Source organism: Enterobacter cloacae complex sp. SHL009 (assembly GCF_049237205.1).
GTDB classification, from domain to species: domain Bacteria; phylum Pseudomonadota; class Gammaproteobacteria; order Enterobacterales; family Enterobacteriaceae; genus Enterobacter; species Enterobacter cloacae_M.
The window spans coordinates 39,092-52,167 of record NZ_JBMKIW010000002.1 but is presented as its reverse complement, the minus strand read 5'-3'; the positions used below and the strand labels follow the sequence as shown (position 1 = coordinate 52,167).

Below are 13,076 nucleotides of genomic sequence, written 5' to 3'. Positions count from 1 at the left end.
ATCTTGTATAAAACCAATAAAAAACAATTTAATAACATTTTGTTACATTAAAACAGTAAACGTAATCCCCGCTCTGCCGTTGAAGAACCATAACTTTTCAATGATGAGCAATTTATGATCAACTTTTTTCGCCGTGCGGGCCTGGGGTCGAAACTCTCGCTGCTGACTGGCGTCAGTGTCGCCACGCTGTTTCTGCTATTCACTTTTCTGCTCAGCCAAAAAGCCAGCCAGCAGCTTGAAGCCCTTGCGGTCGAAGATCTGCATAATCAGTCCACCGGCATGGTCGACATGGTGCAGATGTTTAATACCAGCCTGAGTGAAGAGGTTGAGAGCTATACCCGTCTGTTCACCACCTTTTTACCGCAGCCCCTGAACATTGATAATTCCCAACCCCAGACGATTAACGGACTTAGCGTTCCGCTTCTGAAAGGCGGAGAAACCGGGCTGCATGAAAATAACACCCTTTCGGACGAGTTCCTGAACCGTACGGGCGCCATTTCGACGCTGTTTGTACGCAGCGGTAACGACTTTGTGCGCGTAGCCACTTCCCTGCGCAAAGAGAACGGCGATCGCGCTATGGGTACCGTTCTGGATAACGCCAGCCCGGCCTTTGCTGCCGTCAACAAAGGTGAAGTCTACCGCGGCCTGGCGCTGCTGTTTGGCAAACGCTACATCACCCAGTACCAGCCCGTTAAAAACGCCGAAGGGCAGGTCATTGCGATCGTCTTTGTCGGGGTGGACATCACCCACTCCTGGAACGTCATGCGCGAGAAAATCCTCAACCGCCGCCTGGGCGAGAGCGGTCACTTCTTCGTGCTGGATCGCAGCAACGGCAAAACGCGCGGGCAATACCTGTTCCATGCCGGCGAAGAGGGAAAACTGCCGAAGTGGGACGCAGCGACGCAGCAACAGCTTCTGAGTGACAAACCCGGCACGCTGGAGCGTACAAGCGACGACGGCCGGACGCTGAAAATGGCCTATACCCCGCTGCCGGGCTGGAACTGGACTATCGTGGGCGAAGTGGATAAATCGGTGCTGCTCTCAAGCGTTACCGCCATGCGCGATCGCTTCCTGCTGGCCGGCGTGGTCTTATCCATCCTTTTTGCTGGCCTGTTCGTGGTCATTATTCGCCGCGTGCTGACCCGACCGCTGCGCAGCGTAATCCATCTTGCCAGACAATATGCCGCAGGGGATCTCCGCTCCAGCCTGCCCGTGACGCGTCAGGACGAAGTCGGCCAGCTGATCGATGCTATCAACGGCATCGGCGGCGGCCTGCAAAAAATTGTGCTGCAGGTTCGTGAGGCCGCAGGCGAGATCCATTTGGGCACCAACGCGCTGGCCGCCGACACTGGCGAGATTTCAGAGCAGATCAACAAGCAGGCCAGCTGCGTGGAAGAGACGTCCGCCAGCATGGAGCAGCTGGCCGCCACCGTGCAGCAAAATGCCGCCAACATGGAGCAAACGCAGCAGCTGGTGGGTGAAACCTCGCTTGCGGTTCATCAGGGCGGTGAGACGGTCACCCACGCGGTGTCGACCATGGACGACATTCGCGAAGCGTCAAAACGCATCGAAGACATCACGCGCGTGATCGAATCCATCGCTTTCCAGACCAATATTCTGGCGCTGAATGCGGCAGTGGAAGCCGCCCGCGCAGGCGAGCACGGAAAAGGATTTGCGGTAGTCGCGCAGGAAGTTCGCGCGCTGGCGGGACGCAGCGCTAACGCGGTGAAGGAGATTGAACAGCTGATTGGCGATACGCTCAGAAAAGTGAGTGAGGGTCATGCGCTGTCTGAACAAACACGCCTGGCGATGGACGACATCATCATTCATATCGATAACATCAGCCAGCTGGTCACCGAGATTAACCATGCCTCACGCGAGCAGTCCGCCGGGATCGGCCAGGTGAACCTCGCCATGACCCATATTGGCGAAGCGTCGCATATCAATGCCGATCGCATCTCACGCAGCGAACAAACGGCCCAAACGCTGCGCGAGAAGGGTTCGCACCTGACTCAGCTGGTGAGCCTGTTCCAGCTAAAAGGCTAACCGACTCTGCCCGTCGCACGCAGCAGCAGGTCGCTTTGCACCTGCTCGCTCATCAGCGTGCCGCCACGGGTATCCAGCATCATGCGGCACCACGCCTGCGCCACCGGGGGCGATGCGTGCCGCAGCATCTGGCTTCCGGCACCCAGCAAGAAAAGCTGCTGTGCGATCTCCCGCGCCTGCGCCTCCTGCGGTTTACGCAGTTTTTGCTGAAGCTGTCGCCAGCTGCGGTCGAAGTGTCTGTCCTGCCCTTTCACCTGCGCAAACTCGTCGGCAAGCAGGTCGTGAATACCCGGCTGCTTCGCCAGCACGCGCAGCACGTCCAGACACATGATATTACCTGACCCTTCCCAGATGCTGTTCACCGGCATCTCGCGGTACAGGCGGGGAAGTTCGCTCTCTTCGCAATATCCGATCCCGCCCAGCACCTCCATCGCCTCCGCGACAAACGGGATGCCCGCTTTACAGACGCTAAATTTCGCCGCCGGGGTAAACAGCCGCGCCCAGGCGGCCTCTTGCGGATCGGCACGCTTGTCCCACGCGCGGGCCAGGCGGAACAGCAGCGCCGTGTGCCCCTCCAGCACCAGCGCCATCCGGCTTAATACCTCGCGCATTAAAGGCTGATCGATGAGGTTTTTGCCGAAGGTCTGACGCTGATGGGCATGGTACAGCGCCACCGAGAGCGCCCGACGCATCAGTCCGTGGCTGCCCAGCACGCAGTCAAAGCGCGTCAGACCGCCCATTTTGAGGATCTGCCGTACCCCTTCGCCCTCTTCCCCCAGCAGCCAGCCGGAGGCATCAAGAAACTCCACCTCGCTGCTGGCGTTGGAGCGGTTCCCGAGCTTGTCCTTGAGGCGCTCCAGCCGGACGGCGTTGCGCTGTCCGTCAGGCAAAAAGCGCGGCACAAAAAAGCAGGATAGTCCGCCCTTCGCCTGGGCCAGCACCAGATGCGCATCGCTTTGCGGGACGGAGAAAAACCATTTATGCCCCACCAGCCGGTAGCTGCCGTCGCTGCATTTTTCCGCTTTGGTGGTATTGCTGAGCACGTCCGAGCCGCCCTGCTTTTCCGTCATCCCCATACCGATCAGCAGGCCGCGCTTTTGCGCGCCGGGAGCCAGATGCGGATCGTAGCGATCGCTGAGCAGCGGTGTCAGCCAGTCGTGAAATATTTTGGGGAGCGCCTGCTGCAGCAGCGGCGTGGCGGCGAACGTCATGGTGACAGGGCACAGCGTGCCCGCCTCCACCTGCGCATGCAGCACAAAGCGCGCGGCCCGAGCGACAAACGCCCCTTTACGCGCCTCCTCTTCCCACGCCAGGTTATGCACGCGGTTGGCGCAAAGCCCCTGCATCAGCAGATGCCAGGCCGGATGAAAACGCACGTCGTCCAGCCGCTCGCCCGTGGCGTCATAGCGTAACAGCTCGGGCGGATTAACGTTTGCCAGCCTGCCCAGCTCCAGTGATTCCGCCGTACCCAGCTGCTGGCCAATGCTGGCGAGGAGTTCGATATCCCACTCGGCCCCTTCACGCGCGACCGCATCGCGCAGGGCGCAGTCCGAGAGGAAAAGGTTGCTGTTGGAAAGCGGTGCAGGTTGATTGAAAACGGTGTGGGTCTGCCAGTGCATGCTGTCTCCCTCCTTCAGTGGCAATGACGATAAGTATGGACAGACCGCGCACGCGCTGCATGGGAGGGGAGTCACACGTTCACGATCCCGCTGATATCATTCGTGAAATAGCTCACAGAACATAAGAATAAACTATTTCATACATCCGCTTTTGTTGAATAATTTATTCTCACACCTTAAGTGAGGATCGTTATGCAACCGGACGCGCACAAGCGAGCATTAATTGCAGGCTCCATTGGTAACTTTATCGAGTGGTATGAGTTTGCGGTCTACGGTTTTCTGGCGACCGTGATTGCGAAAAACTTCTTCCAGCTTGAAGGAGAGGCGGGGCTGACCAGCCTGATCCTCACCTACGCCTCGTTTGCCATCGCCTTCTTCTTCCGCCCGCTGGGTGCGGTGGTGTTTGGCCGCATCGGCGACCGGATTGGCCGTAAGCCGACGCTAATCATCGTGCTGGTACTGATGACGCTCGCTACCGCCGCCATCGGCATTGTCCCGGTCTACGCCAGCATCGGAATTGCCGCGCCGCTGATTATTACGCTGCTGCGCATCCTGCAGGGGCTGTTCGCGGGCGGCGAGTACGGCGGTGCGGTCTCGCTGATGACGGAGTTCGCCCCGCGCGGCAAGCGTGGGCTCTATGGCGCGTGGCAGTCCTTTACCGTGGCGCTGGGACTGTTAGCGGGCGCAGGCATCGTGGCGCTGCTCTCCGCCCTTCTCACGCCTGAAGCTCTGCACGAGTGGGGCTGGCGCATTCCGTTCTTCCTGGCGCTGCCCATGGGCGTTGTGGCGCTGTGGCTTCGCGTCAGCATGGAGGAGACGCCCAGCTTTGTGCAGCAGCAGGATAAACCGGCTGTCGCTCAGGCGGATACTGCCGCTACGCTCCGGGCCATCGTGATGGGGATTGGGCGCGTAATGGTCTGGTCTGCGGCGGGGTACACCTACCTGGTGATTATGCCGACCTATCTTCAGTCGGCGCTGCACACCGGGTTTAACCAGGCGCTGTTGATAGCGGTGATTTCGAATATTGGTTTTGCGCTGACCATCATTCCGTCGGGGATCCTGAGCGACCGGATCGGCCGCCGCACGGTGATGATTATCGCCACCGCGCTGCTGCTGATCCTCGCCCTGCCGCTGCTGAAAATCCTGCAGGCGGAGTCGAGTACGCTGGCGGTGAAGGCTGGTGTGGTGTTGATTGCGGGCGGTCTGGTGGGCATGCTGGCGGGGCCGGGCCCGGCGATGCTGTCTGAGATGTTCCCGACGCGCGTGCGCTATACGGGGCTGGGGCTGGCCTACTCGTTGTCGAACGCGATTTTCTCGGGATGCGCAGGGCTAATCATTACCGGGCTGATTAAGCAGACGGGCAACCTGGATATTCCGGCGTATTACGTGATGGCAACGGCGGTAGTGAGTATTTTCGCGCTGATGACGCTGAGGAAGGATGACCATTTGCGGTCGTTAGAGGAGTGAGGTTGTCAACGTCTGGTGCCCTCTCCCACGGGGAGAGGGATAAAACACAAAAGGCCGTCCTGTGGACGGCCTTGCTGTTTATTCTCCGCGCTGACGCACCGCTTCAAACAGGCAGATGCCCGTTGCAACGGAAACGTTCAGGGACGACACGCTGCCCGCCATCGGGATGCTGATCAGCTCGTCGCAGTGCTCGCGGGTCAGACGACGCATGCCTTCGCCTTCCGCCCCCATTACCAGCGCCAGACGGCCGGTCATTTTGCTCTGGTACAGAGTATGATCCGCTTCACCGGCGGTACCAACGATCCAGATGTTCTCTTCCTGCAGCAGACGCATGGTGCGCGCGAGGTTGGTCACGCGGATCAGCGGAACGTTTTCCGCCGCGCCGCAGGCCACCTTCTTCGCCGTCGCGTTCAGCTGCGCGGAGCGATCTTTCGGCACGATCACCGCGTGCACGCCCGCCGCATCGGCGCTGCGCAGACACGCGCCGAGGTTGTGCGGATCGGTTACGCCGTCGAGGATCAGGAAGAACGGATTCTCCAGCTCGGCGATCAGATCCGGCAGATCGTTTTCCTGATACTGACGACCCGGCTTCACGCGGGCAATGATCCCCTGGTGGACCGCGCCTTCGCTTTTCTCATCCAGGAACTGGCGATTCGCCAGCTGAATCACCACGCCCTGCGCTTCCAGCGCGTGGATCAGCGGCATCAGACGCTTATCTTCACGCCCTTTCAGAATAAACACTTCCTGAAAACGCTCCGGTGCGCGCTCGAGAAGGGCCTGCACCGCGTGGATGCCGTAAATCATTTCACTCATTGATGGTTCTCGTAATAAGTATTTCCCCTCCCCCCGTTGGGGAGAGGGTCAGGTTGAGGGGAGAATTTACTCCGCCTGCTTTTTCTTGGCCGCGCGCTTCGCTTTGGTGGCGGCAGCGATTTTCTGCGTTTTCGCGGAAGGCTTTTTCGCTGAGCGGGCTTCTTTCTTCGCCGCCTTCGGCTTCTGTTTCTTCTCGCCGCGGAACGCGCTGTCCGGCTCGAAGTTTACCTTCTTGCCCGCCTGACGACGTTTACCGCCGCCCGGTTTACCGTTACCGGTTTTTTTCGCCCTTTCACGCTCGGTTTTACCGACGTTACGCGGCGCGCGCTCGCTGGAGATCAGGCTGAAGTCGATCTTACGGTCGTCCATATTCACGGCTTCGACCTTCACTTCCACACGGTCGCCCAGACGATACGTCTGGCCGCCAGATTCGCCAATCAGGCGCTGGCCGACCTGGTCGAAGCGGTAGTAGTCGTTATCCAGGCTGGAGACGTGCACCAGACCGTCGATGAACAGCTCGTCCAGACGAACGAAGAAACCAAAGCCGGTCACGCTGGCAATCACGCCTTTGAAGACGTTACCGACCTGATCGAGCATAAAGTCACACTTCAGCCAGTCCGCCACGTCGCGTGTTGCTTCATCGGCACGACGTTCGGCCATGGAGCAGTGCTGACCCAGCTGCAGCATCTCTTCCATCGAATAGTGGTAGCCACCGGTTTCGGTGGTGTTCCCTTTATGGCCCTGCTCCTGCGCCAGCAGATACTTGATCGCACGGTGTAGAGAGAGGTCAGGATAACGACGGATCGGCGAGGTGAAGTGGGCGTAAGACTGCAGCGCCAGGCCGAAGTGTCCGCGGTTTTCCGGATCGTAAATCGCCTGCTTCATGGAGCGCAGCAGCATAGTCTGCAGCATTTCTGCGTCAGGACGGTCGCCAATGGACTCCAGCAGCTCGGCGTAATCGCGCGGCTCTGGCTTGTTGCCTCCAGGCAGTTCCAGACCCAGTTCAGCCAGCACGGAGCGGAACGACGTAATGGCTTCCGTGGTCGGCTTATCGTGAATACGGAACAGCGCTGGCTCTTTGGCTTTCTCGACGAAACGTGCCGCCGAGATATTCGCCAGGATCATACACTCTTCGATCAGCTTGTGCGCGTCGTTACGCTGGGTCTGCTCGATACGCTCAATGCGGCGTTCGGCGTTGAAGATGAATTTCGCTTCTTCGCTCTCAAACGAGATCCCGCCGCGCTCTTCGCGCGCCTGATCCAGCGTTTTGTAGAGGTTATGCAGCTCTTCGATATGTTTGACCAGCGGCGCGTACTGTTCGCGCAGATCCTGGTCGCCCTGCAGCATATGCCAGACCTTGGTATAGGTCAGACGCGCGTGCGAGCTCATCACCGCTTCGTAGAACTTGTAGCCGGTTAAGCGCCCTTTGGTGGAGATGGTCATCTCGCAAACCATACAGAGGCGGTCAACCTGCGGGTTCAGGGAGCACAGGCCGTTAGACAGCACTTCCGGCAGCATCGGCACGACCTGGGACGGGAAGTAGACCGACGTACCGCGGCTGCGGGCTTCGTTATCCAGCGGGGTGTGCGGACGGACGTAATAGCTTACGTCTGCAATAGCGACCCACAGGCGCCAGCCACCGCCGCGTTTTTTCTCACAGTATACGGCGTCATCAAAGTCGCGGGCGTCTTCGCCATCAATAGTGACCAGCGGCAGGGAGCGCAGATCCACGCGGCCCACTTTGGACTCTTCCGGCACTTCTTCGCGCAGGCTTTCGATCTGATCTTCAACCGCTTTCGGCCAGATGTACGGAATTTCATGGGTGCGCAATGCCATATCAACGGCCATCGTGGTGCCCATGTTATCGCCAAGCACTTCGACGATTTTACCTACCGCTTTGGTGCGACGGGTTGGGCGCTGGGTGAGTTCCACCACCACCACAAAGCCCATGCGGGCACCCATCACCTCTTCAGGTGGGATGAGGATGTCGAAGCTCAGACGGCTGTCGTCCGGCACCACGAAGCCCACGCCCGCGTCGGTAAAGTAGCGGCCGACGATCTGGCTGGTTTTTGGCACCAGAACGCGTACCACGCGCGCTTCGCGGCGACCTTTACGGTCAGCTCCCAGCGGCTGCGCCAGGATCTGATCGCCGTGGATGCACATTTTCATCTGTTCAGATGAGAGGTACAGATCGTCTTTACGGCCTTCCACGCGCAGGAAGCCGAAGCCATCGCGGTGACCAATGACGGTCCCTTTCAGCAGATCGAGACGTTCTGGCAGCGCGTAGCACTGGCGGCGGGTAAAGACCAGTTGCCCGTCGCGCTCCATCGCGCGCAGGCGGCGGCGAAGGGCTTCAATTTGCTCTTCACCTTCAATGTTTAATTCAACAGCAAGTTCTTCACGATTGGCGGGTTTTTCGCGTTTTGTTAAGTGTTCAATGATGAACTCGCGGCTGGGAATAGGATTCGCGTATTTTTCGGCTTCGCGTTCCTGGAAAGGATCATGTGACATGTCGGTTCCTCCGTTGTCAGCTCCGGTGGAAATTTTCTTCATTCCACCAGCAATAATTTATAAAGCGGTTGATTCTCTTCAACCAAATCGGCCAGCGTGTAGTTATCCAGTTCCATGAGAAAACTTTGCACGGCCTTTGAAAGCGCCTTTTTCAGGCGGCAAGCGGGCGTGATGTGGCAGAACTCGCTGCTGCAGTTCACCAGAGACAGCGGCTCCAGTTCACGTACCACATCGCCAACACGAATACTCTGTGCCGGTTTACCGAGACGGATCCCACCATTCTTCCCGCGGACGGCAGCAACGTATCCGGCACGACTAAGTTGATTGATTATTTTGACCATATGATTACGGGATACGCCGTAGACCTCTGTAACTTCAGAGATATTGGTCATCTTCCCATCGGGTAACGACGCCATGTAAATCAGCGCACGTAAGCCGTAATCGGTGAAACTTGTTAACTGCACATCAACCTCAGGAAAAAGGGAAATCGCGGACAAACCGCAGAGATATTCATTAATGATGATAAACCAGCCAGATAGTTAGCGGCTAATTTATTTGACAGACGGGGCGAAAAAGCGGAGATCCAGGAGCGGTCGCCGGATGGCGCTACGCTTATCCGGCCTACGGGTCTCCCCGCAGGCCAGCAGTCACGAAGATTATGCGTCGAACGGATCGCGCAGAATCATCGTTTCAGTACGGTCCGGGCCGGTAGAAATAATATCGATCGGCACTTCGGTCAGTTCTTCAATGCGCTTGATGTAATCCAGCGCCGCCTGCGGCAGGCCGCTACGCTCTTTCACACCGAAGGTGGTCTCAGACCAGCCCGGCATGGTTTCGTAGATTGGCTCAATGCCTTCCCAGTCGTCAGCAGCCAGCGGAGTGGTGGTCACTTCGCGGCCATCTGGCATACGGTAGCCGACGCAGATTTTCACTTCTTTCAGGCCGTCCAGTACGTCAAGCTTGGTCAGGCAGAAGCCAGACAGGGAGTTGATCTGCACTGCACGACGCACGGCAACCGCATCCAGCCAGCCGGTACGACGACGGCGACCGGTGGTCGCGCCAAACTCGTTACCCTGCTTGCACAGGAACTCGCCGGTTTCATCAAACAGTTCGGTCGGGAATGGACCCGCACCCACGCGAGTGGAGTACGCTTTGATGATGCCCAGTACGTAATCCACATAACGTGGCCCCAGGCCAGAGCCGGTCGCCACGCCACCCGCGGTGGTGTTAGAGGAGGTGACGTACGGATAGGTACCGTGGTCGATGTCCAGCAGCGTACCCTGCGCACCTTCGAACATGACGAAATCGCCACGCTTGCGCGCCTGGTCCAGCAGATCGGACACATCAACAACCATACCGGTCAGAATGTCAGCGATCGCCATGACGTCATCCAGCACTTTCTGGTAGTCAACAGCGTCAGCTTTGTAGAAGTTCACCAGCTGGAAGTTGTGATATTCCATCACTTCTTTCAGTTTTTCAGCGAAGGTTGCTTTGTCGAAGAGGTCGCCCACGCGCAGACCGCGACGTGCAACTTTATCTTCGTAAGCCGGGCCGATACCACGACCGGTGGTGCCGATCGCTTTCGCGCCGCGCGCTTTCTCACGCGCTACGTCCAGCGCCACGTGATAGTCCAGAATCAGCGGGCAGGCTTCGGAGAGCAGCAGACGCTCACGAACAGGGATACCACGGCCTTCCAGACCTTTCATCTCTTTCATCAGCGCAGCAGGAGACAGCACAACGCCGTTACCGATGATGCTGGTGACGTTTTCGCGAAGAATGCCTGATGGAATAAGATGGAGGACGGTTTTTTCACCGTTGATTACGAGAGTATGGCCTGCGTTGTGACCGCCCTGGTAGCGTACAACATATTTAGCCCGTTCAGTCAGAAGATCAACAATCTTCCCTTTACCTTCGTCACCCCATTGGGTGCCCAGTACGACGACGTTGTTACCCATTTTTTTCAAAATCACCGTTTGCTTAAAAATGGATTCTACCATCGCTTTTTCAGATATACAGCACTTTTTGACCTCAAAATACGCCGATTGTGCCTATTTTTTGATCAGCCAATCGTTTTCCTCAACATGTAGTAGATCACGATGCCCGCAACCACAAGACCGCCGCCAAAACGACGCAAAATATTATCCGGCAGCTGGCTCATCGTGGCGATCATTCGGCGCCAGGCGCGCGGATAAAGCATCGGTCCAAGACCTTCCAGCACCAGGACCAGGGCCAGTGCGAGCCAGATCGTTGAATTCATTTTTATTCCTTATAAAAGAAAACCACCGCTCCGTTGAGAGCGGTGGTTTGAATACTCAAACGAGCCTGAGTTTATCGCGTTGCGTTAGTCGGCGTCTTCATATAACGGAAGAAATCGCTGTCCGGGCTGAGCACCATGACATCCTGGTTGCTCTGGAAGCTATTCTCGTAAGCGCGCAGGCTACGGATAAAGGCGTAGAAGTCAGGATCCTGGCTGAAGGCATCAGCAAACAGCTTCGCCGCTTCGGCATCGCCTTCACCGCGCAGGATACGGCCCTGACGCTCAGATTCCGCCAGCGTCTTGGTGACTTCATAGTCCGCTGCTGCACGCAGCTTCTCAGCCTCTTCCTGGCCCTGTGAACGGTGACGACGGGCTACCGCTTCACGCTCGGCGCGCATACGGTTGTAAATCGCCTCGGACACTTCCACCGGCAGGTTGATCTGCTTGATACGCACGTCAACCACTTCGATACCCAGCGCAGCCATACTGTTCGGGTTGATCACCGGCACTTTACCATTGGTCTCCGCCTGAACGCGTTCAGCCGCTTTGGCAATCGCATCATCTGCTGCCGGCGTTGAAACTTCATCTTCAGTGCCCGCTGTACCGGAGTTCAGCGCATCGCGAACTTCCAGGGTCAGACGACCACGGGAGTCGGTCACGATGTCTTTCACATCCAGACGACCAATCTCGGAACGCAGACGGTCAGAGAACTTACGTTTCAGCAGCACTTCTGCCTGAGAAACGTCGCCGCCGCCCGTTGCCAGGAAGTAACGGCTGAAATCGCTGATGCGCCATTTGATATAGGAATCAACGATCAGGTCTTTCTTCTCTTTGGTCACGAAACGGTCGGCCTGGTTATCCATGGTCTGGATACGTGCATCCAGCGTTTTCACGGACTGAATGAACGGCACCTTGAAGTGCAGACCCGGCTCGTAAATCACCGGGCGTTTGTCGCCATCACGCACGACGCTGCTGAACTGGAACTTAATCCCACGCTCGCCTTCTTTCACCACAAAAATCGAGGTATAAAGCGCGACCAGTACGATGACGATGATCGCAATAACTGACTTACGCATCCTTATTCCCCCTGACGCTGGTAGTCGTTACGCTGCGCGTTAGCACGGCGTTGGTCCATAATGTCACCATCGTTCGAAGAAGGCGTTGTGTTCGTGCTGGCGCTGCCTGTTGAGGCTGGCGGCAAACGCAGCAGATTGTTCGCGCCGCTGGTGTCGCCTTTCGCTGCTGGTGCAGAACCGCCTTTCAGCATCTGATCCAGCGGCAGAACCATCAGGTTTCCGCCTTTGTTGTCGTTAACCAACACTTTGCGGGTGTGGCTCAGCACTTTTTCCATGGTCTCGATATAGAGACGCTCACGGGTAATTTCCGGTGCCGCTTTATATTCCGGCAGGATCTTCGCGAAGCGGGCCACTTCACCCTGAGCTTCCAGGATGGTCTGCGTTTTATACGCGCGCGCTTCTTCCAGAATACGCTGCGCCTGACCGTTAGCGCGTGGCTGAACTTCGTTGGTGTACGCTTCTGCTTCACGGATGTACTGCTGTTCGTTTTCACGGGCAGCAATCGCATCGTCAAATGCGGCTTTCACCTCTTCCGGCGGACGCGCAGCCTGGAAGTTGACGTCCAGCAGGGTAATCCCCATGTTGTACGGACGAATGGTCTCTTCCAGCTCGCGCTGGGTATCGCTACGAATAACGGTACGACCTTCGGTCAGGATACGGTCCATGGTGTATTTTCCGATGACACCACGCAGGGCGCTGTCAGTCGCCTGACGCAGGCTGTCATCGGCGCTGGTCACGCTAAACAGGTAACGCTCAGGATCGGTCACGCGGTACTGCACGTTCATCTCAACGCGCACCACGTTTTCGTCAGAGGTCAGCATCACGCCGGAGGCGGCCAGTTCACGGACCGATTCCACGTTTACCGCGGTCACGTCATCAATGAAGGTTGGCTTCCAGTTCAGACCCGGCTCAACCAGATGGCTGAACTTACCGAAACGGGTGACTACGCCGCGTTCTGCTTCTTTAATGGTGTAGAACCCGCTGGCTGCCCAGATGATGACTACCGCAGCGGCCACGATGCCCACTACGCGGCCACCCATTGGCGGGCGCGAACTCTGAGTGGAGTTGCCACCCGAGCCAGAACCTTTTCCTCCGCCAAGGCCACCAAGCTTCTTGCTCAGTTTGCGGAAGATATCATCCAGATCCGGCGGCCCCTGCTCGCGACCACCTTTGTTGCCATTTCCCTCAGAGTTGCCGCCAGGTTTGCTGCTTCCCCACGGGTCGCGGTCTTGTCCGTTATTACCGGGCTGATTCCACGCCATGTATATGCTCCATATTTGTTATGCA

At 57.7% G+C, this 13,076-nt stretch carries 10 protein-coding genes; 2 read left to right on the top strand and 8 right to left on the bottom strand.

Features of this window, described 5'->3' with window-relative positions; genetic code table 11:
• The first annotated feature begins 114 nt into the window (after window positions 1-114).
• Window positions 115-2,046 carry a methyl-accepting chemotaxis protein gene (locus tag ACOTZC_RS06710; RefSeq protein ID WP_421635685.1) on the top strand — a complete coding sequence of 644 codons (1,932 nt, stop codon included), beginning with the start codon at window positions 115-117 and terminating at the stop codon, window positions 2,044-2,046.
• On the opposite strand, the gene ACOTZC_RS06705 is transcribed toward ACOTZC_RS06710, so the two are convergent.
• Complete coding sequence (locus ACOTZC_RS06705) at window positions 2,043-3,665, bottom strand: isovaleryl-CoA dehydrogenase (RefSeq protein ID WP_126303719.1); 1,623 nt, start codon at window positions 3,663-3,665, stop codon at window positions 2,043-2,045. The genes ACOTZC_RS06710 and ACOTZC_RS06705 overlap by 4 nt on opposite strands.
• A 192-nt stretch (window positions 3,666-3,857) precedes the next feature.
• On the opposite strand from ACOTZC_RS06705, the gene ACOTZC_RS06700 reads away from it, so the two are divergent.
• Window positions 3,858-5,132 (top strand): MFS transporter, encoded by a 1,275-nt coding sequence (locus tag ACOTZC_RS06700; RefSeq protein WP_023310141.1) that lies wholly within the window; start codon window positions 3,858-3,860, stop codon window positions 5,130-5,132.
• Between the two features lie 78 nt (window positions 5,133-5,210).
• On the opposite strand, the gene rlmB is transcribed toward ACOTZC_RS06700, so the two are convergent.
• The 7 genes from rlmB to hflK all read right to left on the bottom strand — a co-directional run bounded on the left by rlmB (window position 5,211) and on the right by hflK (window position 13,051).
• On the bottom strand, window positions 5,211-5,945 hold the full coding sequence (gene rlmB, locus ACOTZC_RS06695) for a 23S rRNA (guanosine(2251)-2'-O)-methyltransferase RlmB (protein WP_028015258.1): 735 nt from the start codon (window positions 5,943-5,945) through the stop codon (window positions 5,211-5,213).
• Window positions 5,946-6,011: 66 nt separating this feature from the next.
• Entirely contained in the window at window positions 6,012-8,456 is a 2,445-nt protein-coding gene (gene rnr, locus ACOTZC_RS06690) for a ribonuclease R (protein ID WP_023310140.1), read from the bottom strand.
• Between the two features lie 38 nt (window positions 8,457-8,494).
• Window positions 8,495-8,920: a nitric oxide-sensing transcriptional repressor NsrR gene (gene nsrR / locus ACOTZC_RS06685; protein WP_126303721.1), complete on the bottom strand. Its 426-nt coding sequence runs from the start codon at window positions 8,918-8,920 to the stop codon at window positions 8,495-8,497.
• 192 nt (window positions 8,921-9,112) lie between these two features.
• Complete coding sequence (locus tag ACOTZC_RS06680) at window positions 9,113-10,411, bottom strand: adenylosuccinate synthase (protein WP_421635713.1); 1,299 nt, start codon at window positions 10,409-10,411, stop codon at window positions 9,113-9,115.
• A gap of 104 nt (window positions 10,412-10,515) precedes the next feature.
• Window positions 10,516-10,713 (bottom strand): DUF2065 domain-containing protein, encoded by a 198-nt coding sequence (locus tag ACOTZC_RS06675; protein ID WP_003855996.1) that lies wholly within the window; start codon window positions 10,711-10,713, stop codon window positions 10,516-10,518.
• A 71-nt stretch (window positions 10,714-10,784) separates the two neighbouring features.
• A complete protein-coding gene (hflC, locus tag ACOTZC_RS06670; RefSeq protein WP_023334250.1) occupies window positions 10,785-11,789 on the bottom strand; it encodes a protease modulator HflC in 1,005 nt (334 codons plus the stop codon).
• Window positions 11,790-11,791: 2 nt separating this feature from the next.
• Window positions 11,792-13,051: an FtsH protease activity modulator HflK gene (gene hflK / locus ACOTZC_RS06665; RefSeq protein WP_045402256.1), complete on the bottom strand. Its 1,260-nt coding sequence runs from the start codon at window positions 13,049-13,051 to the stop codon at window positions 11,792-11,794.
• Between the last annotated feature and the right edge of the window lie 25 nt (window positions 13,052-13,076).

Bases quoted from the DNA above. Each gene is read 5' to 3' on its own strand.
- ACOTZC_RS06710 (WP_421635685.1), top strand. From the start codon at position 115: ATGATCAACTTTTTTCGCCGTGCGGGCCTGGGGTCGAAACTCTCGCTG.
- ACOTZC_RS06705 (WP_126303719.1), bottom strand. From the start codon at position 3,665: ATGCACTGGCAGACCCACACCGTTTTCAATCAACCTGCACCGCTTTCC.
- ACOTZC_RS06700 (WP_023310141.1), top strand. From the start codon at position 3,858: ATGCAACCGGACGCGCACAAGCGAGCATTAATTGCAGGCTCCATTGGT.
- rlmB (WP_028015258.1), bottom strand. From the start codon at position 5,945: ATGAGTGAAATGATTTACGGCATCCACGCGGTGCAGGCCCTTCTCGAG.
- rnr (WP_023310140.1), bottom strand. From the start codon at position 8,456: ATGTCACATGATCCTTTCCAGGAACGCGAAGCCGAAAAATACGCGAAT.
- ACOTZC_RS06680 (WP_421635713.1), bottom strand. From the start codon at position 10,411: ATGGGTAACAACGTCGTCGTACTGGGCACCCAATGGGGTGACGAAGGT.
- ACOTZC_RS06675 (WP_003855996.1), bottom strand. From the start codon at position 10,713: ATGAATTCAACGATCTGGCTCGCACTGGCCCTGGTCCTGGTGCTGGAA.
- hflC (WP_023334250.1), bottom strand. From the start codon at position 11,789: ATGCGTAAGTCAGTTATTGCGATCATCGTCATCGTACTGGTCGCGCTT.
- hflK (WP_045402256.1), bottom strand. From the start codon at position 13,051: ATGGCGTGGAATCAGCCCGGTAATAACGGACAAGACCGCGACCCGTGG.